At 68.6% G+C, this 25836-nt stretch carries 22 protein-coding genes and 1 pseudogene; 5 read left to right on the top strand and 18 right to left on the bottom strand.

Going from position 1 to position 25836, the window contains the following annotated elements; genetic code table 11:
- Positions 1–42: 42 nt before the first annotated feature.
- Both L810_RS12100 and L810_RS12095 read right to left on the bottom strand, forming a co-directional pair.
- Complete coding sequence (locus L810_RS12100) at positions 43–1293, bottom strand: NAD(P)/FAD-dependent oxidoreductase (protein ID WP_021158651.1); 1251 nt, start codon at positions 1291–1293, stop codon at positions 43–45.
- Between the two features lie 31 nt (positions 1294–1324).
- Positions 1325–1678: a RidA family protein gene (locus tag L810_RS12095; RefSeq protein WP_042974203.1), complete on the bottom strand. Its 354-nt coding sequence runs from the start codon at positions 1676–1678 to the stop codon at positions 1325–1327.
- A 299-nt stretch (positions 1679–1977) separates the two neighbouring features.
- Between L810_RS12095 and L810_RS12090 the strand changes: the two genes are divergently transcribed.
- Both L810_RS12090 and L810_RS12085 read left to right on the top strand, forming a co-directional pair.
- A complete protein-coding gene (locus tag L810_RS12090; RefSeq protein WP_042974171.1) occupies positions 1978–2613 on the top strand; it encodes a helix-turn-helix domain-containing protein in 636 nt (211 codons plus the stop codon).
- 164 nt (positions 2614–2777) lie between these two features.
- Positions 2778–3287 (top strand): GNAT family N-acetyltransferase, encoded by a 510-nt coding sequence (locus L810_RS12085; protein ID WP_021158648.1) that lies wholly within the window; start codon positions 2778–2780, stop codon positions 3285–3287.
- Positions 3288–3363: 76 nt separating this feature from the next.
- Here the strand turns inward: L810_RS12085 and L810_RS12080 are convergent.
- Together L810_RS12080 and L810_RS12075 are read right to left on the bottom strand one after the other, a co-directional pair.
- Positions 3364–3568, bottom strand: a pseudogene (locus tag L810_RS12080) (endopolygalacturonase); the annotation flags it as partial.
- A 173-nt stretch (positions 3569–3741) separates the two neighbouring features.
- On the bottom strand, positions 3742–4101 hold the full coding sequence (locus tag L810_RS12075) for a hypothetical protein (protein ID WP_021158646.1): 360 nt from the start codon (positions 4099–4101) through the stop codon (positions 3742–3744).
- Between the two features lie 127 nt (positions 4102–4228).
- Between L810_RS12075 and L810_RS12070 the strand changes: the two genes are divergently transcribed.
- On the top strand, positions 4229–5587 hold the full coding sequence (locus tag L810_RS12070) for an aspartate aminotransferase family protein (protein ID WP_042974168.1): 1359 nt from the start codon (positions 4229–4231) through the stop codon (positions 5585–5587).
- 132 nt (positions 5588–5719) lie between these two features.
- On the opposite strand, the gene L810_RS12065 is transcribed toward L810_RS12070, so the two are convergent.
- The 5 genes from L810_RS12065 to L810_RS12045 form a co-directional block, all read right to left on the bottom strand.
- Positions 5720–6937, bottom strand: coding sequence for a serine hydrolase domain-containing protein (locus tag L810_RS12065; RefSeq protein ID WP_042974201.1), 1218 nt, complete (start codon positions 6935–6937; stop codon positions 5720–5722).
- Positions 6938–7014: 77 nt separating this feature from the next.
- The gene (locus L810_RS12060; protein ID WP_021158642.1) at positions 7015–8211 is read right to left on the bottom strand and encodes a serine hydrolase domain-containing protein; all 1197 of its coding nucleotides are present in this window, start codon (positions 8209–8211) and stop codon (positions 7015–7017) included.
- 58 nt (positions 8212–8269) lie between these two features.
- On the bottom strand, positions 8270–9682 hold the full coding sequence (gene hydA / locus L810_RS12055) for a dihydropyrimidinase (RefSeq protein ID WP_021158641.1): 1413 nt from the start codon (positions 9680–9682) through the stop codon (positions 8270–8272).
- 10 nt (positions 9683–9692) lie between these two features.
- The gene (locus L810_RS12050; RefSeq protein WP_021158640.1) at positions 9693–10421 is read right to left on the bottom strand and encodes a maleate cis-trans isomerase family protein; all 729 of its coding nucleotides are present in this window, start codon (positions 10419–10421) and stop codon (positions 9693–9695) included.
- Between the two features lie 51 nt (positions 10422–10472).
- On the bottom strand, positions 10473–11771 hold the full coding sequence (locus L810_RS12045) for an MFS transporter (protein WP_021158639.1): 1299 nt from the start codon (positions 11769–11771) through the stop codon (positions 10473–10475).
- A gap of 172 nt (positions 11772–11943) precedes the next feature.
- Between L810_RS12045 and L810_RS12040 the strand changes: the two genes are divergently transcribed.
- The gene (locus L810_RS12040; protein ID WP_042974167.1) at positions 11944–12657 is read left to right on the top strand and encodes a GntR family transcriptional regulator; all 714 of its coding nucleotides are present in this window, start codon (positions 11944–11946) and stop codon (positions 12655–12657) included.
- 21 nt (positions 12658–12678) lie between these two features.
- Here L810_RS12040 and L810_RS12035 read toward each other — a convergent pair whose 3' ends face one another.
- Entirely contained in the window at positions 12679–13863 is a 1185-nt protein-coding gene (locus L810_RS12035) for a M20 aminoacylase family protein (protein WP_021158637.1), read from the bottom strand.
- A 69-nt stretch (positions 13864–13932) separates the two neighbouring features.
- Entirely contained in the window at positions 13933–15165 is a 1233-nt protein-coding gene (locus L810_RS12030) for a diaminopropionate ammonia-lyase (RefSeq protein WP_021158636.1), read from the bottom strand.
- Between the two features lie 180 nt (positions 15166–15345).
- On the opposite strand from L810_RS12030, the gene L810_RS12025 reads away from it, so the two are divergent.
- On the top strand, positions 15346–15822 hold the full coding sequence (locus L810_RS12025; protein WP_021158635.1) for an Lrp/AsnC family transcriptional regulator: 477 nt from the start codon (positions 15346–15348) through the stop codon (positions 15820–15822).
- Between the two features lie 83 nt (positions 15823–15905).
- Here L810_RS12025 and L810_RS12020 read toward each other — a convergent pair whose 3' ends face one another.
- The 7 genes from L810_RS12020 to L810_RS11990 all read right to left on the bottom strand — a co-directional run.
- Positions 15906–17630, bottom strand: a complete 1725-nt coding sequence (locus L810_RS12020; protein ID WP_021158634.1) for a tannase/feruloyl esterase family alpha/beta hydrolase — start codon at positions 17628–17630, stop codon at positions 15906–15908.
- 28 nt (positions 17631–17658) lie between these two features.
- Complete coding sequence (locus L810_RS12015) at positions 17659–18798, bottom strand: porin (RefSeq protein WP_021158633.1); 1140 nt, start codon at positions 18796–18798, stop codon at positions 17659–17661.
- Between the two features lie 67 nt (positions 18799–18865).
- On the bottom strand, positions 18866–20071 hold the full coding sequence (gene mhpT, locus L810_RS12010) for a 3-(3-hydroxy-phenyl)propionate transporter MhpT (RefSeq protein WP_021158632.1): 1206 nt from the start codon (positions 20069–20071) through the stop codon (positions 18866–18868).
- A gap of 276 nt (positions 20072–20347) precedes the next feature.
- Complete coding sequence (locus tag L810_RS12005) at positions 20348–20842, bottom strand: MarR family winged helix-turn-helix transcriptional regulator (RefSeq protein WP_042974199.1); 495 nt, start codon at positions 20840–20842, stop codon at positions 20348–20350.
- 197 nt (positions 20843–21039) lie between these two features.
- The gene (locus L810_RS12000; RefSeq protein ID WP_021158630.1) at positions 21040–22791 is read right to left on the bottom strand and encodes an acyl-CoA dehydrogenase; all 1752 of its coding nucleotides are present in this window, start codon (positions 22789–22791) and stop codon (positions 21040–21042) included.
- 10 nt (positions 22792–22801) lie between these two features.
- Positions 22802–24706: a feruloyl-CoA synthase gene (locus L810_RS11995; RefSeq protein WP_021158629.1), complete on the bottom strand. Its 1905-nt coding sequence runs from the start codon at positions 24704–24706 to the stop codon at positions 22802–22804.
- Positions 24707–24807: 101 nt separating this feature from the next.
- Positions 24808–25836: aldehyde dehydrogenase family protein (locus tag L810_RS11990; RefSeq protein WP_042974165.1), on the bottom strand; the 1029-nt coding region annotated here is incomplete at its 5' end.

Here is a 25836-nt window from a genome sequence, read left to right as displayed (position 1 = left end):
CGTCGTGTGCCGGCCGCCCTGCTGCAGCGCACGGACGCCGGTTCAGCGCCCGTGCAGAAAACGTTCGACGCGAAACGGCGCCGGATCGACGAACGGCTGCGTGCCGGTCATCAGGTCGGCGATCAGCCGGCCGGTCACGGGGCCGAGCGTGAAGCCGTGATGCGCGTGCCCGAACGCGAACCACAGATCGCGGTGGCGCGGCGCCGCGCCGATCACGGGCAGCATGTCGGGCGTGCAGGGCCGGCGGCCGAGCCACGGCGTGCCGTCGACGCGCGCGCCGAGCGGAAACAGCTCGCGCGCGACCGGTTCGACGGCGGCAAGCTGGGACGGCGTCGGCGGCGTATCGCGATGGCCGAGCTCGACGCCGGTCGTCAGGCGGATGCCGCGCGTCATCGGCGTGATCAGGAAGCCGCTGTCGGCGTCGAGCACGGGCCGGTTCAGCCGCGCGCCCGGCTGCGGCGCGTAGTGCATGTGATAGCCGCGCTTGACCGCGAGCGGCAGCGTGTAGCCGAGCCGCTCGCACAGCAGGTCCGACCAGGGCCCGAGCGCGACGACCGCCGCGCGCGCGTCGACCGGGCCTTGCGCGGTATCGACGCGCCAGCCGTTCGCGGCCGACAGCGTCAGCGCGTCGCCGGTCAGGATGCGGCCGCCGAGTTGCTCGAAGCGGCGCGCATAGGCGGTGACGAGTGCATTCGGATCGCTGATCGAATCGGAGCCCGTGTAACGCAGTGCGCCGATCAGCGCGCGGCTCAGGTTCGGTTCCGCGTCGCGCAGCGCGGCCGCATCGAGCGCATCGAAGGTCACGCCGTATTCGGCATGCCAGCGCTCGGCGTCACGCGTCTCGGCATCGCGCGTCGCGGCCGTGCGGAACACCTTCAGCCAGCCGCCTTCGCGCAGCAGTGCGCCGGCGCCGGACGCTTCGATCAGCGCGCGATGCTCGGTCACGCAATGTTCGATCAGCGGCGCGTACGCGCGCGCGATCTCCGCATGGCGCGCCGGATGCGAATTGCGCCAGTAGCGGTACAGGAACGGGATCAGCTTCGGCAACGCGCCGACGTGATAGCGGACATCGGGCGAGCGGTTGCACGCGTATTTCAGCAGCGTGCCGAAGCCGCGCGGAAACGCATACGGGTACACGCCTTCGCGCTGGATCAGCCCGGCGTTGCCGAGCGACGTCTCGTTGCCGGGCGCCTTGCGGTCGACGAGCGCGACCGACAGGCCGCGCTGCTGCAGATGGACGGCGACCGATACGCCGATCATGCCGCCGCCCAGGACGAGCGTGTCGTAGGTCATCGGGAGGCTCCTCGGGCGGGCGGCGCCGGCGTCAGGCGAGCGCGGTCACGGCGATCTCGACGTCGAGACCGGGCTTCATCAGCAACGCCTGCACGCACGCGCGGGTCGGCGCGTGGCCGGCCGGCACCCAGGCGTCCCACACCGCGTTGAACGCGTCGAAATGCGCGGCGTCGCTGAGCCATACGTTGGCCGTGAGCACACGCGTCTTGTCGACGCCGGCCGACGCGAGCAGCGCGTCGATGCGCGTGAGGATTTCGGTCGCCTGCACGGCGATCGGCGCGCCGGCCGTATCGGGCACCTGGCCGGCCAGATGGACGATGCCGTTCGCGATCACGACCTGGCTCATGCGTGCGCCGGTCTGCAGACGTTTGATTTCACTGGACATGGATTGCACCTTCACGGGCCCGGCCGCGACCGGCCGGAAAAATGACTGGGAAAGACCGCTGGCGTGCGCAGGATCGGGGCGCCGCCGCACGGGCGAGCTGTGCCGATTCGGACACGATTCGTACACGTGTCGCGCACCTGTCGTTCAGGCCGGCCGCACCGGCCGCGCGAGTTTCGCGTCGTCCGATGCTAGAGTGGCCGTCACGCCGACCGTCGGCGCTTTCGACGAAATTATCATATACGAGAAAATTTATTCTCGTATACGACAAAACCCGTATTCACGTCGCGCCCTGTATCCGCATGCCCAAATCCACCGTTCCCGTTCCGCCGCCCACCGACACCGCGCCGCAACTCGACCACCAGACAGTCGGCGCGCGGCTGCGCGACGCGCGCAAGTCACGCGGCCTGACGCTCGCGCAACTGTCCGAGCGTTCCGGTATCGCGGTGTCGACGATTTCGAAGGCCGAGCGCGGCGACATTGCGCTCACCTACGACAAGTTCGCGGCGCTCACGCATGCGCTCGCGCTCGACTTCGACACGATGTTCGGCCGGCCCGCGCCCGCCGGCGCGATGACGCCGTCGTTCACGCCGGCCGGCCAGCAGATGGTCTACGACACGCCGAACTATGCGTACGGGATGCTCGCGAACGACCTGACCGGCAAGCGGATGGTGCCCGTGCGCGGGCGGATCCATGCGCGCAAGCTGTCGGACTTCGCGGACTACATCCGGCACAGCGGCGAGGAGTTCGTGTTCGTGCTGAGCGGCGAGCTGGAACTGCGCTTCGAGAACGGCCACGCGTACCGGCTCGGCGCCGGCGACAGCCTGTACTTCGACAGCGCTGTCGGGCACGTGTACCTGAGCCTCGGCGACGCCGATGCCGAGGTGCTCGCGTGCTGCGTCGACGGCGACGCGCGACGGCCGCGCGACGCGATCTGAACGCAACGGCGCGGCCACGGCGAGCGATACGCGGAACGCGGAACGCCGACACGCGCGATCCGGATTCCTATTAGGATTAGTACGATGCATTCCGCGGCCATATCGGTCATAGCGGCCATAGCGGCCCGCTCCGGCATGCACGCCCCTCAACCGGAATCCCCTCGATGACGATCACGACTCGCCTGCTCGACGCGGCCGACGCCGCCCGTTTCCAGACCGTTCGCCTTCGTGCGGTCGACATCGCGCCCACGTCTTTCCTGCCGACGCCCGACGAAGAATCGCAGGTGCCGGTCGACGAATTCGCGATACGCATCACGCCGACCCATGAACGTGCCGTGTTCGGCGCATTCGACGGCGATACGCTCGTCGGCATCACCGGCGTGCGCCGCGATGCGCGCGCGAAGATCGCGCACAAGGCGACGATCTGGGGCGTGTTCGTCGATCCCGCCTATCGCGGGCAGGGCATCGCGCAGACGCTGCTCGAAAGCGCGACCGCGCATGCGGCGCAGGCGTGGGGCTGCAAGCAACTGATGCTGTGCGTGAACGAGGTCAATGCCAACGCGGAGCGGCTGTATGCGTCGCAGGGGTTCGTCCGGTTCGGCACGGAACCGCGCTCGCTGTTCGTCGACGGGCGGTTCTACGACGAACACCACATGGTCAAGACGCTGGCTTGACGCGTTCAATCGGGTTCGTATTCGCGTGCATCGACCGCGGCACGCGAATGCCCTTCACCCTCACCTTCACCTCACATCACCGTTTGTCGGTGATCGTCGTATTGACTGCCTTGCCCGGCGATCGTCACGTTCGTCAGCGTCAGCGCGCTCACGTTGAACGCATGGATCGGGCCCGGCGACGTGACCGTCGGCGTATCCGACGCGACCGACGTGACGAAGTCGCAGTTGCTGATCGTCTCGCCGGAGATCGGCTGCACGGTCGGCACAGGCGGCGTGCCGTTGTTCAGTGCGTGGGGTATCGACACGTCCGGCGGCAGATCACGAGTGATACGTCGTCGCATCACAATGCGTAGTCTAAATGCGATCAAAACAGGACACGCATTTGTCGCTTACCCCGTTTTTACCGAACCACTCCGCTGAATGTGTGTGCCCACTCACATCATCGAATGCGCTGTTAGAAATACGTTGTCGTATGTTTATGCGCAAAAACTTCAACTGAAATGCCCCGGCCGACACCGTCCGCCGGGGCAACGACCTGCTCGCCGGCAGCCGCTACCGCACCCGTCGCCGGCTCGCGCCCAGCCGAAGCAGCCGGTTCGTCGAACACCAGCACCAGGTCGCCGTGATCACTCCCGCTGGTCGAGGTCGCCCCGCTGACGACCGGCACATGGGCGCTGACTTTCAAGTTGCGGGTTTCGTCGTAGCCATCAAAACCGTCGTGCCCGGGCTTGACCAGCGTGATCGTGCGAGCGGAGCCGAATACGATTTCCGCGCCGCCTGTCTTGCCCGTCAGCACGACCCTTGCGTCGGCCATGTCGTCGCGACCGTTCGACAGCCGCAGCGGATATTCTCGCGCCCCCTCGCCTCGGTAATTCCGCCTCTGTTCAGCCCCCCGCCGGCCGCGCTATCGTTTCTCCTTCTTCACAGCCCAGGAGCTGCCTTTGCCTTCCCGCCACGGAGTCGACCTCATCCGCGCCCGCGCGCTGTTCGATCGCGAGCGCCAAGCGTTCACCGAAGCCATGCCGGTCTCCCGCGCCCTGTCCGCGGAAGCATCCGAGCACTTGCTGTTCGGCGTGCCGTTGCACTGGATGCAGGACTGGTCGACGCCGTTCTCGCTGTATGTGAAGGAGGCGCGCGGCGCGACGTTCACCGACGTCGACGGCCATCGCTACGTGGATTTCTGCCTCGGCGATACGGGCGCGATGTTCGGCCACGCGCCCGAACCGGTCGCCCGCGCGCTCGTCGAACAGGCCACGCGCGGTTATACGACGATGCTGCCGAGCGAAGACGCCGCATGGGTATCGCGCGAACTCGCACGCCGCTTCAAGCTGCCGGTCTGGCAATTCGCATTGAGCGCCAGCGACGCGAACCGCTTCGTGCTGCGCTGGGCGCGCGCGGCCACCGGCCGCAACACGATCGTCGTGTTCAACGGCTGTTATCACGGCACGGTCGACGACGTATTCGTCGATCTCGTTGACGGCCGCCCGGTGCAGCGCGACAGCCTGCTCGGGCAATCCTACGACCTGCTCGCCAACACGCGCGTCGTCGAATTCAACGACCTGGCCGCGCTCGAAGCTGCGCTGAAGGATGGCGACGTGGCATGCGTGCTGGCCGAGCCCGCGATGACGAACATCGGGATGGTGCTGCCCGACCCGGGCTTCTGGGCGGCCGCGCGCGAACTGACGCGCCGCTACGGCACGCTGCTCGTGATCGACGAGACGCACACGATCAGCAGCGGCCCGGGCGGCTACGCGGTCGCGCACGATCTCGACGCGGACATGCTGGTGGTCGGCAAACCCATCGCGGGCGGCGTGCCGTGCGCGGTGTACGGGTTCAGCGCCGAGTTCGCGGAACGCGCGAAGCAGGCGAAGCTGAACGCGCCGCCCGGCCATTCGGGCATCGGCACGACGCTCACCGCGAACATGCTCGCGATGCATGCGATGCGCGCGACGCTCGCCGAAGTCGCGACCGACGCCGCGTATGCGCACATGTTCGAACTCGCCGCGCGGCTGGCGACGGGGCTCGAACAGGCGATCGCGAAACACGGGTTGCCGTGGTGCGTGACGCGCATTGGCGCGCGCACCGAGTTCCAGTTCGCGCCCGTGCCGCCGCGCAACGGCACGATCGCGGGCGCGCAACTCGACAGCGAACTCGAGCACATCGTGCACCTGTACCTGCTGAATCGCGGCGTGCTGATCACGCCGTTCCACAACATGATGCTCGTGTGTCCGCAGACGACGGCCGACGATGTCGATCGGCTCGTCACGCAGTTCGACGCGTGCCTGGGCGAACTGGCGTGACGTGATGCACCGCGCGTCCGGCCCGCCCGCAACGGCGCGGCCGGACGCACACCCGGCGCGACTTCCGCAGATCAGTCGGCGCGCGCACCCGCTTCCGGGTCCACACGCTGCGCCTCACACGTATCGCCATGGCTACTTCGGCAGATCCGTCGGATCGACCTGCGTGCCGGGCACGCCTGCGGAGCGCGCACTCACTTCAAGCTCGTCGCGCAGCGCCGCACGCGTATCGGCGCCGCCCGAGCCCGGCCCCGACGCCCGCCTGCCATCGAGCGCCGGCAGGATATAGCCGTTCACCATCCGGCGGAACAGCTTCACGTTCTCCGCATCGCGCAGGCCACCGTCAATCGGCAGCACGCCCGTCATCACGATCACCGTGTTGCGCTTCGGCAGCACCGTGATGAATTGCCCCTTGAAGCCCATCGCGTCGAATTCGGGCTCGCTCTCGACGATGTTGTTGATCCACCAGTAGTAGCCGAAATGCGCCGACACACGCGGCGACGTCATCTGCGCGATCCACGCCTGCGGCACCACCTGCCGCCCCTGCCAGCGCCCACCGTCGAGCACGAGCATGCCGATCTTCGCCATGTCGACCGCGCGTAGCCGCAGCCCCCAGCCGGCCGACACGAGCCCTGTGCGATCCGCGCGCTCCCATGTCGCGCGCTTCATGTCGAGCGGGGCGAACAGACGCGCCTGCGCATAACGCTCGACGGGTTCGCCGGCCGCCGCGCTCAACATCGCCGACGCGAGGATCGGGTTCACGTCGGTGTATTCGAACGCGGTGCCGGGCGCGACCTTCGGCGCGGCCGAGACAGCAAGCTTCAGCCGGTCGGGCGCGGTGTAGTAGATCGGATCGTCCTTCGGGCTGAAGTCGTAATGCAGTCCGCTCGACATCGACAGCACGTGCTTCAGCTCGATGCCTCGCTTGTCCGCGAGCGCGCCGCCGAGGTCGGGGCGCCACGCGGCGAGCCGCGCGGCCACCGGCTCGTCGAGATGCACGGCGCCCTGATCGACCAGGATGCCCGCGACGAGCGACGTCACGGCCTTCGTCACCGAGTACAGCTCGTAGGTCGAATCGCGCGACGCGTTCGCACCGTAGCGCTCGAAGATCAGCTTGCCGTCCTTCACGACGAGCAGGCTGTAGACATCGAGCTTCTGCTCGCGGATCCAGCGCGACAGCTCGACGAGCTTGCGCGAATCGACGCCGGCATCCTCCGGCGCAGCGGCTTCGATACCGGTTTCATGCAGCGGCGGCAGTGCATCGGCCGCATGCGCCGCCGACATCGTCGGCACCGGCGCGAGCGCACCGCTGCCGATCAGCAGCGTCGCAAGCCGCGCGAGCAGCCGGCGCATGAAAGGCGCGGCACGCGATGCGGGCCGCCGCGAATCGGGCCATGCGTCCGGATTGGCGATCATGTTCGTCATCCTTGTCAAATCTCCGGCGCATCGTTGAATGCGGCGGCCGTGCCGGGCACGCCCTTCGTCTCGCGGCTGCGCGCCAGCTCGTCGCGCAGTGCCTGCGTCGTTTCCGCGCGCTCGACCGGCGGCTGCGCCGGCGTCAGCGCGGGCAGGATGTAGTCGTTCACCATCCGTCGATACAGGTTCAGGTAGGTTGCGTCGCGCAAGCCGCCGTCGGTCGGCAGCAGGCTCGTCATGACGACGACCGCACGCTGCGCGGGCAGCACCGTGATGAACTGCCCCTTGAAGCCCATTGCGCCGAATTCCGGCGTGCCGTGTTCGACGACGTGACTGATCCAGCAGTAGTAGCCGTAATCGGCCGCGGCCGGCGACGGCGTCGTCATCTGCCGGATCCAGCCAGCCGGCACGATCTGCTTGCCGTTCCAGCGGCCGTTGTCGAGCAGCAGCATGCCGATCTTGGCCATGTCGACCGCACGCAGCCGCAGGCCCCAGCCGCCCGCCACCGCGCCGGTGCCGTCGGCGCCACTCCAGCGGTAGTGCGCGAAGCCGAGCGGCTCGAACAGCCGCGAGCGCGCGAACGCGTCCTCGCGCTCGCGCGCGGCGATCGACACGGCCGTGCCGACCAGCACCGGGTTCACGTCGATGTAGTCGAACTGCGTGCCGGGCGGCTGCGCCGCGCGGCTCGTCACCGCGACTTTCAGCCGGTCGGGTGCTTCGTAGTACAGCGGATCGGTGCCTTCGCGCGTCGTGTAGCGCAGCCCGCTCGACATCGACATCAGGTGGCGCAGCTCGATGTCCCGCTTGTCCGCGAGTTCGCTCGCGAGATCGGGCCGCGCGGCCGCGATCAGCGGCGTGACCTTCGTCGACGGGCCGAGCTTGCCCTCGCCGTCGAGGATGCCGGCGAGCAGCGCGGTGATCGTCTTCGTCACCGAATACAGCTCGTAGTTGTGATCGCGCGTGAGGCCGTCGCCGTAGCGCTCGAACACGATCTTGCCGTCCTTCACGACGACGAGGCTGCGCACGTCCATCCGGTCGCGGCGCAGCCATTCGGACAGCCGCACGAGCGGCGCCGAATCGACGCCGGCCGATTCGGGTACGACGCTCGGCATGTCCTGCGGCGCGCCGCCGGCGGCCAGCGCCGGCCCGCCGCACGAACCGGCGACGATCGCTGCGGCCGCGATGCCGCGCATTGCGTTGGAAATACTCATCCTTGCTCCTGCTTAAACCGCGCCCGCCGCGTGGAACGGGCGCTCACATCGACGGACGTCAATCGAGGTACGGCTTGCCGGCCGGCACGAACTGCCCGCGCCCCGGCTCGGCCGCGAGCAGGCGGCCATCCTCGACGAGCAGCTCGCCGCGCGACAGGCAATGACGCGGCCAGCCCGTCACCTCGATCCCTTCGTAGGGCGTGTAGTCGACCGCATGATGCAGCGACGCATTCGCGATCCGCACGCGCTTGTCCGGATCCCACACGACGATGTCCGCATCGGCGCCGACCGCGATCGTCCCCTTGCGCGGATACAGCCCGTACAGCTTCGCGGGGCGCAGCGACGTGAGCTCGACGAACTGGTGCAGCGACAGCCGCCCGTGACGCACGCCGTCGAACAGCAGCGGCAGCCTCGTCTCGAGCCCCGGAATCCCGTTCGGGATATGGTCGAACGAAACGGCCTGCCCGCCCGGATGCTTGCCGCACGGATCGTCGTAGCTGAACGGCGCATGGTCGGACGAGAACACCGAAAACACGCCCTGCTTCAGCGCCTTCCACACGGCCTGCTGGTTCGCCGGATCGCGCGGCGGCGGGCTGCATACGCACTTTGCGCCTTCATAACCGTGATCGTCATGGCCGAGATCGGCGGCCGTCAGATACAGGTATTGCGGGCACGTTTCGGCGAGAATCGGCAGCCCGCGCGACTGCCCCCAGCGGATCTGCTCGATCGCCTCCGCGCCCGACACGTGCACGATCAGGATCGGCACGTCGACGAGTTCCGCGAACGCGATCGCACGATGCGTCGCTTCGCGCTCGACCACGGCCGGCCGCGCATGCGCATGGAAACGCGGTGCGACGTGGCCGTCGCCGAGCAGCCGCTCGGTGAGCCAGCCGATGCAGTCCGAATTCTCCGCATGCACCATCACGAGCGCACCGTGCTCGCGCGCGACCGACAGCACGTCGAGCATCTGGCGGTCGTTCAGCTTCAGGTCGTCGTAGGTCATATACACCTTGAACGACGTGTAGCCGTTCGCGATCAGCCGCGGCAATTCTTCCGCCAGCACGTGCGGCGTCGGATCGGCGACGATCAGGTGAAAGCCGTAGTCGACCAGCGCACGCCCGTCGGCGCGCCGGTGATAGTCGTCGACGGCCGCCTGCAGCGACTGCCCCTTCGCCTGCGCGGCGAACGGGATCACGGTCGTCGTGCCGCCGCACAGCGCCGAGCGCGTGCCGGACAGGAAATCGTCGGCCATCCGCAGCCCGTCGGGCATCGGCTGGTCGAGATGGCAGTGCGCATCGACGCCGCCCGGCATCACGAGCATGCCGCTCGCATCGAGCTCGCGCGGCGCGCGCGGCAGCCCGTGGCCGAGCATGGCCACGCGCCCCGCGCGGATGCCGATGTCGCACGAGAACCGGTCCGCCGCCGTGACGACGTCGGCGTGCCGGATCACGAAATCGAGATCGTTCGACATGGCGCCCGCCTCAGATCACTTCGCTGAAGAGACGGCCCCAGCCCTTCACCTGCCGCGTGTCGTAATCGGCAAGCTGCAGCGACTTCCACACGACGGTCGAGATCGTGTCGTAGATCGGGATGCCCGTTTCCTCCTCGAGCGCAGGCACCAGGTGCGCGGCGTTCAGGTTCGTGCAGAAGATCGAGATCGCGCGCGGGCCGGCCGCCGCGACTTCGCGCACCATGTTGCCGATCTCGTCGCCCGTCACTTCGGAGAACGAGAAATTGACCTTCAGGTTCAGGTGGCGCTCGGCGATGCAGTTCAGCCCCGAACGGCGATAGTTGTCGACGATCTTCGTCTGCACGTCGTCGAGATACGGCGTGACGAGGCCGAATTCGTGCGCGTTCGTCTTCTTCAGGATCTCGTTGAGCGCGAGCACCGACGTGGTGGCCGGAATGCCGGTCGCCGCGGTGATGCGCTCGCACAGCCGCTCGTCGGCCTCGAAGCCGAGCCAGCCCGACGACGTGCCGTTCCACGCGATCACGTCGACCTTCGCGTCAGCGAGCAGCAGCGCGGCCTGGATGATCTTGTCGTCGTCGAACTGGCCGAGCGCCTGGCCCGTCAGCGAGATCTCGGTGACCGGAAAGCGCGCGAAGTGCGCGGACACGCCCGGCAGGCCGGCGACCATCGCGCTCGTCAGCGGTTCGAGCGACGTGTTGGAGGACGGGGTGAGCATGCCGAGCAGGGTACGTTTTTTCATGACGGGTTTCTCTCTACCAGTGAATGCAGTCGATGCAGTGAAAGGGGTCGGTCAGACGGGGAGCTTGTTTTCGTAGTCGATCGCGCTGGAGCACACGAGCAGGCCGACGCCGGCCGCCGCGAACACCATCAGCGCAAGGAAATAGGAACCGGTGAACTGCACGATCGCGCCGACGACGATCGGCACGGTGACGCCGCCGATGTTGCCGCCGAGGTTCATCAGGCCGCCGAGGAAGCCGATCTTGTTGCGCGTGCCGAGCGACGACGGGATGCACCAGTACAGCCCGCACCAGCGCAGGAAGAACAGCGTCGACGACAGCAGCGCGACGCACACGACGGGGTCCTTCACATACGCGACCGAGAAGATCGACACCGTGGCGATCACCGCCGCGATGCCGAACAGCGTGCGCATCACGACGTTCGGGCGGCCGCCCGCGGCCTTCCACTTGTCGGCGATCCAGCCGCCGAGCAGTTCGCCGACGAAGCCGCTGAAAAAGATGATGAAGGTCGAGCCGCCCATCTGCTTGATGTCGAAGCCGTGCACCTTGTGCAGGTAGTTCGGCATCCACGTGAGCAGCCCGTAGAACACGCTGTTGAAGCACATCCAGCCGAAGAACATGCACCACACCGAGCGGTACTTGAAGAAGTCGCGCGAACGGCCCGACGCACCGGCCGGCTCGGCCGCGAGATCGCTCGCATGCGACGCCTCGATGTATTCGGCTTCGAGGTCGTTGACACCCGCATGTTCGCGCGGCGAGTTGCGGATGTAGTGCCACGCGAGCAGCCCGGCCAGCACGGTGCCGACGCCGGCCACCGCGAACGCGAGCCGCCACGAGCCGAGCACCGCGATCAGCCCGGCGATCAGCACCGCGCCCAGGGCTGCACCGAGCGGCGCGCCGCCGTCGAGCAGCGTGGCGCCGCGGCCGCGCTCGGTCTGCGTCATCCAGATCGCGTTGAGCTTGCCGCCGGCCGGGTAGATCGGCGCTTCGGCCGCGCCGAGGCCGAGGCGCGTGAGCAGCAGCGACGGTGCATTCGTGCACAACGCGGCGATCGCCTGGAAGAAGCCCCAGAACACGGTCGCCGTCGCGATCACGATACGCGGCTTGAACCGGTCGGCCAGCATCCCGCCCGGGATCTGCATCACGGCATAGGTCCAGAAGAACGAGCTGAGGATCAGACCCTCCATCGCGGGCCCGATATTGAACTCCTGCGAGATGTAAGGCATGGCGACGGACAGCGACGCGCGATCGACGTAGTTGATCGCGATGAGGCTCAGCATCACGACGAATATCTTCCAGCGAACAGCGGATTTGCCGACCGTCATGGCGGCGACACCGGAGGTTGAAGACATGGACGGACTCCAGGAGTGGACGAGGATGGTCAGGACGTCGCGCAACGTGGAACCGAGTATAGGATTAGAAATTTATAATTACCGTTAGCGTAAACACTTGGTTTCATTGAGATTCTTTAATCACGATGTTGGTACAGGGTAAGCCCCGATATCGTGATAAGCTCGCACCATCATGAGCCAGACACCCCGCAATCCCCTGCTTCTGCGCACGCGCGGCATGGCCGCCGAGATCGCCGCGCGCCTGCGCGTGATGATCGACGAGGGCGAATTGCCGCCCGGCGCGCGGATCGACGAAAAGGAACTCAGCCTCGCGTTCGACGTGTCGAAAACGCCGCTGCGCGAAGCGCTGAAGGTGCTCGTCGCGGAAGGCGCCGTCACGCATCGCCAGTACATCGGCTATCGCGTCGCGTCGATCGACCTCGACGACCTGGTCTCGACGTTCGAGCTGCTGCACGGGCTCGAGGCGATGGCGGGCGAGTTGCTGCGCAAGCGGATCGGCACGGCGACGCTCGCCGCGCTGCAGGCGAAGCACCGGAAGATGGTGGAGTGTCATGAAGCCGGCAAGCGCACCGAGTATTTCCGGCTGAACCAGCAGATTCATCAGATGATCGTCGACGCGGCCGGCAACCCCGTGCTGTCGGGCATCTATGCGTCGCTGATGTCGAAGGTGCACCGCGCACGCGGCGCCGCGAACACGGACACGCTGCGCTGGGCCGAGTCGCTGCACGAGCACGAGGACATCATGGCCGCGCTCGCCGACCCCGACCATGCGGTGCTGCCGCAGGTATTGCGCAGCCATTCGGAAAACACCGCGCGCGAGGTGCTCGCGATCCTCGATCGCACGGGCACGGCCGACGCGCCGGAACAGCGCTCGGCCGGCGCGTGAAGGCTGCCGGCCGTCGATCCGCTAGGCCGCCCGCAACGCCCGCCGCGCCACTTCCGCGAAATACCGCGCGCCCACCGGCAGGATCGCGTCGTTGAAGTCATACGTCGCGTTATGCAGCGGCACGCCGCCGAGGCCACCCGCTTCACCGTTGCCGATGAACACGAAATTGCCGGGCACCGCCTGCAGGAACGCGCCGAAATCCTCCGAGATCATCATCGGCTGCACGTCGGCGTTCACCGCCTCCGCGCCCGCGACCTCCGCCGCGGCTCGCACCGCCGTGTCGACCCACTCCGGCGAATTCACCGTCGGCGCGAACTCGTGCGTGTACTCGAACGTGCACGCCGCGCCGTACGTGCGGCAGATCCCTTCGCTGATCTCGCGCATCCGCGTTTCCAGCAGCGCCTGCACGTCGCGCGAATAGCTGCGCGTGTCGCCCTTGATCGTCACCGTCGACGGCAGCACGTTGCGCAGCCCGTCGGTGATGAACTCCGTGCAGGAGATCACCGCCTGCTGGCCAGGGTCGAGATTGCGCGACACGATCGTCTGCAGCGCGAGCACGACCTGCGCGCCGATCACGATCGGATCGATGCCCATGTGCGGGCGCGCCGCATGCGTGCCGCGCCCGTCGATCCGGATCACGAAATTGTCCTCGCTCGCCATGATGCCGCCGGCGCGCGTCGAGAAGGTGCCCGCGCGCATGCCCGGCATGTTGTGCGCGCCGAAGATCGCGTCGACCGGGAAGCGCTCGAACAGCCCGTCGGCCATCATCGCCTTCGCGCCGCGGCCGTGCTCCTCGGCCGGCTGGAAAATGAAACGCACCGTGCCGTCGAAATCCTTGCGCTCGGCCAGCAGTTGCGCGGCGCCGAGCACCATCGACATGTGACCGTCGTGTCCGCACGCATGCATCTTGCCGGGCGTGCGCGACGCGTGTTCGCGGTCAGGCGCGTGCTCGGCGATGTTCAGCGCGTCCATGTCCGCGCGGATGCCGATCGCGCGCTTGCCGGTACCGGCCGTCAGGTTCGCGACGAGCCCCGTGCCGCCGATCCCCCGATGCACGTCGAGCCCGAGCGTCGTCAGGATGCGCGCAACGTAGTCCGACGTGTTCACCTCTTCGAAACCCGTCTCCGGATGCTGGTGCAGGTGGCGGCGCCAGGTCTTCAGTTGGCCCTGCAGCGTGCTTTCGTCGATTGCGTCCATTGCGTCCATTGCGTTTGCCTCGTCGGTCGTAGTCGGTCGTAGTCGGTCGTAGTCGGTCGTAGTCGGTCGTGATGTCGTTCAGGCCGCCACCGTCGCGCGGTCCAGCCAGTCGCGCTGCCGCGCGAGCACGGCGTCGGCCGCCTCGCCGACGCAGCTCCGGTACACGGACGGCGCCGTCGCGCCTTCCGTATTGATCGCCAGCACGCGCGAATGCGCGTCGAGCCCCACCTGCCGCGCGCGTGCCGGGTCGCGCATCAGCACGTCCAGCCCCGCGATACCGGCCGCGCCCGATTCGCCGGCCACGACCGGCACGTCGCGTTCGCTGCCGGCCGCGAGGCCGCGCATCGCCTGCACCGCGTCTTCGTCGTCGATCAGCATGAAATGGTCGATGCACATCTCGAGGAAATCCCACGCCAGCGGCGACGCCTCGCCGCACGCGAGCCCGGCCATCACCGAATCGACGCTGCCGGTCGCCTTGGTGGCACGCCCGGCCAGTGCACTCTGGTACAGGCAGTCGGCCTGGCGCGGCTCGACGACGATGAAATGCGGCCGCTCCACGCCGTCGCGCTCCCACAGATAACTCGCGACACCTGCGGCGAGGCCGCCCACGCCGCCCTGCAGCAGCACATGCGTGAACGGCCGCCCGTCGTCCCGCGCCGCCTGCGCGGCGGCCTCGGCGGCGATCACGCCGTAGCCCTGCATCACGTCGCGCGGAATCGCTTCGTAGCCGTCGTACGACGTATCCGACACGACATACCAGCCGTTCGCTTGCGCGAGCTGCGCCGCGCAGACCACCGACTCGTCGTAGTTCCCCGCGATGCGCACGATCCGCGCGCCGTACGCGGAGATCGCACGCTCACGCTCGGCATCGACGTTCGCGTGCAGCACGATCACGCACCCGCAGCCGATCGCGCGCGCGGCGGCGGCGAGCGCGCGGCCGTGATTGCCGTCGGTCGCGCTGATCACCGTCAGGTCGGCCAGTTCGGACGCGTAGCGGCCGGTGACGAGCCCTTGCGGATCGAGATCCTGCTGGCGGCGCAGCCGCTTCACGAGCCGCACCAGCGCGATCGGCGCGCCGAGCGCCTTGAAGCTGCCGAGCGGCGAGCGGCACGACTCGTCCTTCACGCTGACGCTCGCGACGCCGAGCCGCGCGGCGAGATCCGGCAGCACGCGAAGCGGCGTGCGCGCGTGGCCGACGAGCGGCCAGTGCGACAGCCACGCGCCGCTTTCGTCGGCCGACGCGATGTTCATCACGCGTCGCAGCGCGTGGGGATAGGCGGCGCGCGATGCGCGGGGGTTGGCGATCAGCATGGCGAAAGGCTCGGGAACAGGGCCGCGCCGGCGGCCAGTCGGGTGGATCGGATCGGGCAAGCGCGGGTTGCGCTCGCCGTCGGTTGGAAAAATAATATTGCGCATCCCGGTCAATAAAATCGCCGAATCGACCGCTCATACGCAAAAATTTCTCATTCTTTCGAGGTTTCACGCCCCATCATGACCACCTCACTCGATGCGTTCGATCGCAAGCTGCTGATGGAAATCCAGCGCGACGCGCAGACGCCGCAGAGCGAACTCGGCGCGCGCGTCAACCTGTCGACCGCGGCCGTGAACCGGCGCCTGAAACGTCTCGCGGACGACGGCGTGATCGAGCGCTACACCGCCGTCATCGCACCGGACAAGGTCGATCATCCGCTGACGATCGTCGTCAACGTCGAGGTCGAAAGCGAGCAGATCGACCAGCTCGACGCGATGAAGCGTGCGTTCGAGCGCTGCCCGCAGATCCAGCAGTGCTACTACGTGACGGGGGAATGGGATTTCGTGCTGATCGTCGCGGTGCGCAACATGGATCAGTACAACGCGCTCACGCGCGAGCTGTTCTTCGCGAACAACAACGTGAAGCGGTTCAAGACGCTGGTGAGCATGAGCCGCGTGAAGGTCGGGCTCGAAGTGCCGGTCGATCCGGGCGAATGAATGAGTGAATGCGTGAGCGGTTGCACACAAGAAGCGGCCGGCACGCGATCGCGCGCACCGGCCGTTTCCCATCGACGGCTACGTCAGCGGCAACTGAAGCTCGCCGCCGAATTCACGTCGCCAGAACCGTTGTAGCGCGCCACCTGCGGATACGGGCACAGCGGGCGCGTGCGACCCGCGCCCCATGACGCCGGCACATCCGCACTCGGCACCGCGTTCGTCGCGTCGCGCGCGGCGGCCACCACCGTAGCGGGCGCCTGCCCCTGCTCGACCCACGCGACGAGCGGCGTCAGCAGGTCGAACTGGTCGGCCGCCGGCCCGCCCGAACAGTGGTTCATCCCCGGCACCGGATAAAGGCGCGCGAAATCCGACGCATCGCCGCCGTTCGCCTGTGCGAGCCGCGCATACCAGTCACGCGTGTCGTCGAACGAGAACACCGGGTCGCCCGTGCCGTGATAGACGAGCAGCTTCGCGCCGCGCGCCTTCAGCGCGGACAGGTTCGTCTCGTCGGGCGGCGTCATGAACGTCCACGCGGATTGCGTGTACGTACCGTTCGTCGCGAAGATCGCCGGTGCGTCGTTGTCCATGTCGAAGCCGAGCGCGAAACCGGGCAGGTTCGCGAGCGTCGCGGCGCTTTTCGGCGGCGTCGAGAACGTGAACGCCATCGCGGCCGGATCGAGCGTGATCGAATTCGACTGCTTCCACGCGGCCCAGCCGCCACCGGCAATGCCCGGGTCGTACGGAAAACCCGCATAGAGCGCCGTACCCGCGCTGTTGCGTGCGCCCGTGAACACGTTCTCGAGCGCGGTCTTCTGTGCGGGCGTCAGGCAGGCGCCCGTGCGCGTGCCGTTCGCGCAAGTCGGGACGTCCGACTCGACGCTGAAGTGCGCCTGGCACGCGGCGACGTCCTGCACCATCCCGTCGGTAGCACCGTCGAGCGCATCGCATTTCTCGAGGATCTTCGCGCCGACGAACTGCCGCTCCGCGTCGGTGAAGCCGCTGCGGATGTCCGGCAGCCCGTTCGTCCCGGTCGCCGAGGCGATCTTCGCGAACTGCTGCGCGCCGTACATCTCGCCGATCGCCGCCTTCGGCAGATGAAAACCCGGATCGCCCGCGATGATGCCGTCGTAGTCGGCCGGGTTGCGCACGGCGGTGACCATCGCGTGACGGCCGCCGTTCGAGCAGCCGCCGAAATAGCTGCGGTCGGGCGCCTTGCCGTACGCGAGCCGGATCACCTGCTTCGCCATCGGCGTGAGCGCGTCGACCGCGCCGTAGCCGTAGTCGATGCGCGCCTGCGGATCGAGGCCGAACAGCGGATTCTGCGCGGCACTGTGCCCGGAATCCGAACTGATCACCGCGAACCCCATGTTCAGCGCATCGTTCAGCGGCCCGCCGCCGCCGATCTCGCCGGTCGCGGTCACGACATTGCCGTCGAGCCCGCCGTTCGCCTGGTAGAAGAAACGGCCGTTCCACGCCTTCGGCAAGCGCATCTCGAAGCCGATTGCGTAGGTCTTGCCGTCCACCGCGCTCACGCGCTGGTTCATCTTCCCTTCGATCACGCAGTGCTCGGCGACCGGCTTGCCGGCCACCGTCAGCGCGCCCGCGGCCGCGGTCGTCACCGACGTGAACGACGTGTTCGCATACGCGAGCTTCGCGGCGAGCGCGTCGCAGGTCTGCGTCATCGCGGCCGGCGTCGCGGCGCTCATATGTGTCGGCGTGGCGTTGACCGAATCGTCGCCGCCGCACCCGGCAAGCATCGCCGCCGCGGACAGCGGCGCAATGCAAAGGAATGCAGATTTTCTGTTCAAGATATCCCTCGTTCGTCAGGCTGCCGAATCAGAACATGTGCCGCACGCCGACCATCGCGCCGAGCTGCCCCATCCCTTCGCCGGGCGTCGTGCCGGGCCCGCCGCCGCTGACCGCGTAGCGCGCATGCGCGCTGTTCCACAGATACGACGATTGCGCATAGACGGCCGTGCGCTTGGTCAGCAGATAGGTCGCGCGCAGCGTGGCCATCGTCGCGCGCGTGTCGTGCGCGCTGTTGACGATCCGGTAGCCCTCGCCGTCGACGACGAAATCCGGCTTCACCGCATACGACGCGCCGACGAAGAACAGGTCCGAATGCGCACCCGGCGCGGCCGGCGAACCGGTCGATACGCGCCGCCCGATCCAGCCCGCGCCGATCCGCGCGCCGGCCGCCTGCGCATACGCGCTCACGTGCGCGCGAGCGTCCTTGCCGCCGCTGCTCGTGAAAGGAACGGGCGCCACGCCGTCGAAGAAGTTGGCGGCCGCGCCGGTGCCGCCGCGCTGCTCCTCGTACGACGCCGCCGCGCCGAAATACGCGCTGTCGTACTTGAGCATCACCGACCAGTTGCGGCACTGCGTGGCATCCCCCGGCACCTGGCCCGCGCACGTGCCCTGCCCCGGCGAGTTGCCGGTGCCCGCGCCGTCGCGGCCGAACGAATACGCGGCGCCGAGCGTCACGCCGCGATACGTGCCGACGTAGGTCACCGCGTTGTCGGAGCGGCCGTTCGGCACGTACGCATCGAATGAGCCGAGCCCGTAGATGTCGGGGCCGATGATGTCCGCGCCCTGCAGCGCGAGATAGGTCATCGTGTACTGGCGGCCGAACGCGAGCGTGCCGAAACCGCCCTTCAGCCCGACGAACGCCTGCCGCCCGAACAACCGGCCGCCCTGACCGAGATCGCCGCCGCGCACGTTGAAACCGCTTTCGAGTGTGAACACCGCCTGGTAGCCGCCGCCGAGATCCTCGGTGCCGCGCAGGCCCCAGCGCGACGGCAGCTCGCCCGTCACGCCCGGCATGCGCACCACGTGGTCGCCGGCCGCGTTCGCGTGCGACACGAACTCGACGCCCGTATCGATGATCCCGTACAGCGTCACGCTCGACTGCGCGTGCGCGCCGGTCGCGGCCAGCGCGCATGCGCCGGCCGCCAGCAAGGCTTTGGTGTGCTTCATGGTGTTCGTCTCCAGACCTGTGTCGTAATCGCGCTCTACCGGCGCTCGTGGTTGAAATGGGAAGAAATCAGTCGTGCGCCTGCGGGCGCCGGATCAGCATCAGCGCAGCGACGGCGGCGACGAGCGTGACGGGAATGCTCGCGCCGATCACGACCGACGCGCTGCGGCCCATGGCGAGCAGTTCGGCGGCGGCGAGCGGCCCGACCACCGAGCCGAGGCGGCCGACGGCAACGGCAGAGCCGACGCCGGTGCCACGCATCGCGGTCGGGTAATAGATCGCGGCCAGCGCATACAGCACCGACTGGCCACCGACGACGAACATCCCGGCCGCGAACGCGGCGGCGGACAGCCACAGGAGCCCGGGCGCGATCGCCAGCGCGGCAAGCGACAGCACGATCCCCGCGTACATGCCGCCGACCACGCGCGACGGACGCAAGCGGTCCATCGACATGCCGATGCCGAGCACGCCGAGGCCGCTGCCGATGTTGAAGAAGATCTGCACGATCCCGGCCTGGCTGCGCGCGAGCCCCTTCGCGGCCATCAGCGACGGCAGCCAGTTCAGCAGGAAATACAGCACGATCAGCGTGCAGAAGTAGCTGAGCCACAACGCCAGGGTCGTGCCGGTGCGCGAGCCGCCGAACAGCGTCTGTCCGACGCTGGGGCGCGCCGCGCCCGATGCGCTGACGTCGAGGAACGCACGCGATTCGGGCAGCAGTGCGAGCAGCAGCGGCGCGAGCAGCAGCGGGCCGACGCCCCCGACATAGAAAATGTGCCGCCATTCGGTGTCGCCTGCGAGCAGCACGCCGATCAGCGACGCGATCACGCCGCCGAACGGAATCCCGCAGTACATCACGGCCACCGCGCTGCTGCGCGAGCGTGCGTCAACCGCTTCCGACGACAAGGCAATGAGGTTCGGCATCGCGCCGCCGAGGCCGAGGCCCGTCAGCGCACGAACGGCGACCAGCATCGCGAAGCTCGACACCTGCGCGGTCGCGATCGACAGCAGCCCGAACAGGCAGACCGACGCGATCAGCACGTGCTTGCGGCCGACCCGGTCGGCCAGCCAGCCGCCGAGCATCGCGCCCGGCAGCAGGCCGAACGTGCCCGCGCTGAACGCGAGCCCCATCTGTGAAACCGAGAGCCCGAATTCGTGGGCCATGCGCGGTGCCGCGACGCCGACCGACTGCAGGTCGAGCCCCTCGAGCAATGCGATCGCGAAACACAGGCCGAGCGTCGTCGCGACGGCCGACCTTGCGGCAACGGAAGTGTCCATGCTGTCTCCTAACCGTGACTCGCGCGGCATACGCGGAACGCATGCGCGGTGTCCTTGCTTTATCGTGATCGGGTTTCGTCTATTTATCAGGTAACCTGATTAAGAACCCGAAAGAAAATCCCGCCGAGGGACGGGATGATTTAATAACAGGTAACCTGATATTTCAAGTGTCGCGAGCGCGGTGTTAACCCGCAACCCGTTCGCGACCCGCGCCATGCCGCGGCATGGCCCCGCGCGGCCGGAGAAACCGGAACGAAAGACGCGACGGCGGCGTGCTCAGTCGCGCAGGTTGCGTACGAACAGCTCGAGCGTGCGGTGAACCTGCGCGACGTCGTCGGCGCTCACGTCGTCGCCGAGCATCCGGCGTTCGAGCGGCCGCAGCACCTGCTCGCATTCGCGCAGGATTGCCGAGCCCTCGTCGGTCAGACGCAGCAGGATCACGCGGCCATGGCTGGGATCGGCCTCGCGCGTCACGAAGCCGCGGGCGGCCATCGCAACCATCACTTCGTTCGCGGATTGCGGCGTGATGAACGAGCGCACCGCGAGTTGCGCATTGGACAGCGCGCCGCGCGCCTCGAGCACCGACAGCGCCGTGTACTGCGCGAGCGTCACACCGAGCGGCACGAGCGCATCGCTCATCTGGCGGCGCAGCAGCCGGTCGAGATTGCCGATCAGGTAGGTAAGCCGCTGCTGCGAACGCGCGCGCGGCCTGGCTTCGCTGGCGCGGGCCGCGCGTTTCGGGCCGGCCGGTTTGACGGGTGTCGAACTCATGAACGTGTCGGAAGGAGGATCGCGGGCCATCTTACCTCACGCGGTCCGGATATCAGCCCGTAATCGGCCCTTATGTCGGCCCGTAGGTCGGCCCGTAGGTCGGCCCCGTAGGTCGGCCCCGTAGGTCGGCCCGCACGGCGGCTCGTGCCGGCCGGCGAGCCGCCCCGGGGGCCGCCCACACCCGGCTCGGACAAACCTTACGCCGCGACAACCGGCAGCGCCGCGCGGCAGCCCGCGTCCACCAGCGCGAGCCGGTGTGCGAATGCCGCGAGCGGATAGTCGAAGAAGTAGGTGCCGACCGCGCGCTTGCCCGCACGGAACGAATCGTCTCCTGGCGCATCGCCGACGATGCGCAGCGTGCGCGCCCACGCGAACGCGAGCAGCAGCCAGCCGACCAGCGCGAGATAGTCGTCCGCGACCCGGTAGGGCAGATCCGGATCGTGCTCGCTCGCGCGGATCACGCCGGCCGTCACGCGCTCGAGGTCTGCGCACAGCGTGGCGACGCGCGCCCCGGCGTCCCTCGCCCGCTCGTCCGCTGCCGCCTGGACGCTCTGCGCGGCTTCCGCGCGAATCAACTCGAGCAGCGCATGCAGCGCCTCGCCGCGATCCCCCAGCACCTTGCGCACCAGCAGATCGATCGCCTGGATCTCGTTGGTCCCTTCGTACAGCATCGACACGCGGCAATCGCGCACCGTCTGTTCGATCCCGTATTCGTGAACGTAGCCGTAGCCGCCGAATACCTGCAGCGCGTTCGACGCGGCCGCGAAGCCGTTCGCAGTGAAGAACGCCTTGGCGACCGGCGTGAGCAACGATGCCAGCCGCGCCGCCGCGAGCCGTGCCGGCGGCTGCGGATCGTGCGCGGCGACGTCGAGCCAGTGCGCGATCCAGTAGCCGATCGCGCGCTCGCCTTCGACGATCGCCTGCGCATCGAGCAGGATGCGGCGGATCGCGGCGTGTTGCGCGATCGGCGCCGCGCTGCCCTGCACGCGCTCGCGCGCATAGGCCGACGCGGCCTGCCATGCGCTCTGCGCATGCCCGACACCCTGCATGGCGACCTGCAGGCGCGCCGCGTTCATCATCACGAACATCGATGCGAGCCCGCGATGCGGCTCGCCGACGAGCCAGCCCGCGGCCGCGTCGAAACGCATCGTGCAGGTCGGGCTTGCCTTCAGCCCCATCTTCTTCTCGATGCCGTCGCACCAGACGCCGTTGCGCACGCGGCCGCCCGGCGCGTCGAGCCACTTCGGCACGACGAACAGCGACAGCCCCTTCGTTCCCGCCGGCGCATCGGGCAGCCGCGCGAGCACGAGGTGCACGATGTTGTCGGTCAGGTCGTGCTCGCCGCCGGTGATGAACAGCTTGCTGCCGCTGATCCGGTAGCCGTCGGCGGCCGGGTCCGGCACTGCCTGCGTGCGCAGCAGGCCGAGATCGCTGCCCGCCTGTGGCTCGGTGATGCACATCGTCGTCAGCCACTCGCCGCTCGCGATCTTCGGCAGCACGTCGCGCTTCAGGCGCTCGCCGCCATGCGCGCGCAGGCACGCCACCGCGCCGTGCGTGAGCCCCGGCGACATCAGCCACGCATGGTTCGCCCCTGCGAGCATCTCCTGCAGCGCGACGTCGAGCAGATGCGGCAGCCCCTGGCCGCCGCAATCGGCGTCGAGCGCGAGCGTCGGCCAGCCGGCGTCGACGTAGTCGCGGTACGCATCGCGAAAGCCCGCCGGCATCGTCACGCCGGCACCGTCGAACCGGCAGCCCTCGAGATCGCCGGTCGAATCGAGCGGCGCGATGCGTTCGACCACGAAGCGGGCGGCTTCGTCGAGCACCTGCCCGGCGGTCGACAGGTCGAGCTCCGCCCAGTCGGGCACGCGGCGCCACAGCGCCGGCGCGTCGAGCCATTCGCCGATCACGAACAGCATGTCGCGCAACGGCGCGCAATACGCGTTGCTCATCGCGCGCACCTCATGCGCGGCGCGCCGTGCCGGCGACGATCACGCCCGCGTCGGCCGCGCCCGGTTCGTACATCGCGTCGACCACCGCCGCACGGTGCATGAGCACCGCACGCTGGTTGATCGAGCCCTTGTCGGTGACTTCGCCGAGATCGAGCGAAGGCGGCGTATCGAGCACGCACAGCCGCGTGACGAACGTCGCGCTGCCGGTCGCATCGCGGTTCAGGCGCTCGAGCAGGCCCGCGAAGAACGCCCGCACCGCGGGCGCCTGCAGGACGGTGCGCACGTCGGCGTCCGGTGCCGCGCCGGCCAGGCGACGGCAATCGTCGACGCGCGGGAAGATCATCACGCCGACGTCGTCGCGGTTCATCCCCGTGACGACCGCGTCCTGCACGTACGGCGCGCCGTTCGATACGATCCGCGCGCGCATGGGCCCGACGCTCACGAAGGTGCCTGACGACAGCTTGAAATCCTCCGCGATACGCCCGTCGAACATCAGGCCGATCTCCGGCCGCGCGGGATCGACGAAACGCACCGCATCGCCGCTGCGGTAGTAGCCCTCCTCGTCGAACACCTCGCGCGCGTCGTCGCCGCTCGCGCGCCAGTAACCGGCCATCACGTTCGGCCCGCGAAAGCGCGCCTCGAGCTTGCCGTCGACCGGCACCAGCTTCGCGTCGCAGCCGGGCGCGGGCAGGCCGATGTAGCCGGCCCCCGACACCGGCCCGGTGGTGAACATGCACGATGGCGCGGCCTCGGTCATCCCGAGGCCCGCCATGATCCGGATGCGCTCGCCGCAGTGCGCGAGCGTCACGCGCTCGAGCCGGTCCCACGCGGCCTGCGACAGTCCGGCGCCCGCGAAGAAATACATCTTCACGCGCGAGAAGAAGGTTTCGCGCAGCGCGGCATCCGTTTCGAGCGCCGCGGCCAGCTCTTCCCAGCCCTTCGGCACGTTGAAATACACGGTGGGCGCGATCTCGCGCAGGTTGCGCAGCGTCTCGCCGAACTTGCCGGCGACCGGCTTGCCGTCGTCGATGTACAGCGTGCCGCCGTTGTACAGCGCGATGCCGACGTTATGGCTGCCGCCGAACGTGTGATTCCACGGCAGCCAGTCGACCAGCACCGGCGGCTCCAGGCCGAACTGCGGAAACGTCTCGAGCAGCATCTGCTGGTTGCTGCACAGCATCCGGTGCGTGGTCGGCACCGCCTTCGGCAGCCGTGTCGACCCAGACGTGAACAGGAATTTCGCGATCGTGTCGCCGGTGATCGCATCGTGCGCAGCATCGACGCTGCCCGGTGTCGTGTCGAGCAGCGACGCGAAACGCGTGACGCCGTCCATCCCGTCGGGTGCCGACACGACCACGCGCTCGACATCAGGCGGCACCGACGCGTCGAGCGCGGCACGAAACGCCGCGCCGTCCGACGCGAAGACCAGCCCCGGCGTGAGCACGGCGAGCGCGTGGCGCAGCTTGCCGTAATCGCTCGACACGAGCGAATACGCGGGCGACAGCGGCGCATGCGGAATGCCGGCCCACATCGCGCCGAACGCGAGTTGCAGATGTTCGAGGTCGTTGCCCGACAGGATTGCGACGGGCCGCTCGGCCGACAGCCCGCGATCGAGCAGCGCCTGGCCGATCGCGCGGGCGCGCTCGAGCATCTGCGCATACGTGATGCCGATCCACGTACCGTCGGGCCCGCGCCGCGCGACCAGCCAGCGGTCCGGATGCGCGCGCGCGCCGCCCGCGAGCCGGTCGGTCAGCCGGCGTGGGTACGCGCCGAGCGGGGTCGTCGCGCGCAAGGTCCAGCAGCCGTCGCGCTGCACGATCTCCGGCGGCGCCGTGCCGATCGCCACGGGGCGATAGCCGGCGGGAACGCGCTGGGCGGCAGCCGCGTCGCGCAGTTGGGTCGGATCCGCATCCAAGTTCTGTCTCCGGTCGGTTCCGCCCCGCGCGCGTGCGCGCGCCGGGCGGAGACTTCATTGTGTCGTTGTCTTATCTGGGGCGCCGCGGCGCCCGGGACGGCTCAGATCGGGTAGTGACGCGGCGCGGTCTGGACCGTGATCCAGCGCAGGTCGGTAAACTCGGCGATCGACGCCTTGCTGCCGAACCGGCCGTAGCCGCTTGCCTTCACGCCGCCGAACGGCATCTGCGCCTCGTCGTGCACCGTCGGGCCGTTGATGTGGCAGATACCCGATTCGATCTGCTTCGCGACCTGCATCGCGCGCGCGATATCGCGGCTGAACACCGCCGCCGACAGCCCGTACTCGCTGTCGTTCGCGGCCGCGAGCGCGGCGGCGTCGCCGTCGACGCGCTGCACGGTCACCACCGGCCCGAACGATTCGTCCGCATACAGCTGCATGTCGCGCGTGACACCGTCGACGATCGTCGGCTGCATCACCGCGCCGTCGACTTCACAGCCGAGCGGCAGCGCGGCGCCGTGCGCGCGCGCGTCGTCCACCATGGCCGCGATCCGCTGCGCGGCGGCCGCGCTTTCGAGCGTGCCCAGCACGACGCCCGGCGCGGCCGGGTTGCCGGCCTTCAGCGTGCGCGCCTTCGCGACGAGCCGTTCGACGAACGCATCGGCGACCTTGCGATCGACGATCACGCGCTCGGTCGACATGCAGATCTGCCCCTGGTTGAAGAACGCGCCGAATGCGACCGCCTCGACCGCCGCGTCGAGATCGGCGTCGTCGAGCACGAGCACCGGCGCCTTGCCGCCGAGTTCAAGCAGCGCCGGCTTCAGGTGCTGCGCGGCGAGCGTCGCGACGATGCGGCCGACGCGTGTCGAACCGGTGAAGTTCACGCGGCGCACCGCCGGGTTCGCGATCAGCCGCTCGACGATCGCCGGCGCGTCCTGCGGCGCATGCGTGATCACGTTGACCACGCCGTCGCCGAGCCCTGCGTCGTGCAGCACGCTGCCGATCAGCCGGTGCACGCCCGGACACCCCTCGGACGCCTTCAGCACCACCGTGTTGCCGCATGCGAGCGGCATCGCCAGCGCACGGGTCGCGAGAATCACCGGCGCATTCCACGGCGCGATCCCGAGCACGAC

Source organism: Burkholderia sp. AU4i (assembly GCF_000466765.1).
In the GTDB taxonomy this organism is placed as follows: Bacteria; Pseudomonadota; Gammaproteobacteria; order Burkholderiales; family Burkholderiaceae; genus Burkholderia; species Burkholderia cepacia.
Note: the sequence above shows the minus strand (reverse complement) of the source record. Positions and strands in the feature narration are given on the sequence as shown.

What these genes read in the sequence shown, in the direction of transcription:
- L810_RS12090 (WP_042974171.1), top strand. Translation starts at nt 1,978, where the DNA reads ATGCCCAAATCCACCGTTCCCGTTCCGCCGCCCACCGACACCGCGCCG.
- L810_RS12000 (WP_021158630.1), bottom strand. Translation starts at nt 22,791, where the DNA reads ATGAGCAACGCGTATTGCGCGCCGTTGCGCGACATGCTGTTCGTGATC.
- L810_RS12100 (WP_021158651.1), bottom strand. Translation starts at nt 1,293, where the DNA reads ATGACCTACGACACGCTCGTCCTGGGCGGCGGCATGATCGGCGTATCG.
- L810_RS12095 (WP_042974203.1), bottom strand. Translation starts at nt 1,678, where the DNA reads ATGTCCAGTGAAATCAAACGTCTGCAGACCGGCGCACGCATGAGCCAG.
- L810_RS12005 (WP_042974199.1), bottom strand. Translation starts at nt 20,842, where the DNA reads ATGAGTTCGACACCCGTCAAACCGGCCGGCCCGAAACGCGCGGCCCGC.
- L810_RS12050 (WP_021158640.1), bottom strand. Translation starts at nt 10,421, where the DNA reads ATGAAAAAACGTACCCTGCTCGGCATGCTCACCCCGTCCTCCAACACG.
- L810_RS12035 (WP_021158637.1), bottom strand. Translation starts at nt 13,863, where the DNA reads ATGGACGCAATGGACGCAATCGACGAAAGCACGCTGCAGGGCCAACTG.
- L810_RS12045 (WP_021158639.1), bottom strand. Translation starts at nt 11,771, where the DNA reads ATGTCTTCAACCTCCGGTGTCGCCGCCATGACGGTCGGCAAATCCGCT.
- L810_RS12065 (WP_042974201.1), bottom strand. Translation starts at nt 6,937, where the DNA reads ATGCGCCGGCTGCTCGCGCGGCTTGCGACGCTGCTGATCGGCAGCGGT.
- L810_RS12060 (WP_021158642.1), bottom strand. Translation starts at nt 8,211, where the DNA reads ATGAGTATTTCCAACGCAATGCGCGGCATCGCGGCCGCAGCGATCGTC.
- L810_RS12015 (WP_021158633.1), bottom strand. Translation starts at nt 18,798, where the DNA reads ATGAAGCACACCAAAGCCTTGCTGGCGGCCGGCGCATGCGCGCTGGCC.
- mhpT (WP_021158632.1), bottom strand. Translation starts at nt 20,071, where the DNA reads ATGGACACTTCCGTTGCCGCAAGGTCGGCCGTCGCGACGACGCTCGGC.
- L810_RS12075 (WP_021158646.1), bottom strand. Translation starts at nt 4,101, where the DNA reads ATGGCCGACGCAAGGGTCGTGCTGACGGGCAAGACAGGCGGCGCGGAA.
- L810_RS12030 (WP_021158636.1), bottom strand. Translation starts at nt 15,165, where the DNA reads ATGCTGATCGCCAACCCCCGCGCATCGCGCGCCGCCTATCCCCACGCG.
- L810_RS12040 (WP_042974167.1), top strand. Translation starts at nt 11,944, where the DNA reads ATGAGCCAGACACCCCGCAATCCCCTGCTTCTGCGCACGCGCGGCATG.
- L810_RS12025 (WP_021158635.1), top strand. Translation starts at nt 15,346, where the DNA reads ATGACCACCTCACTCGATGCGTTCGATCGCAAGCTGCTGATGGAAATC.
- L810_RS12085 (WP_021158648.1), top strand. Translation starts at nt 2,778, where the DNA reads ATGACGATCACGACTCGCCTGCTCGACGCGGCCGACGCCGCCCGTTTC.
- hydA (WP_021158641.1), bottom strand. Translation starts at nt 9,682, where the DNA reads ATGTCGAACGATCTCGATTTCGTGATCCGGCACGCCGACGTCGTCACG.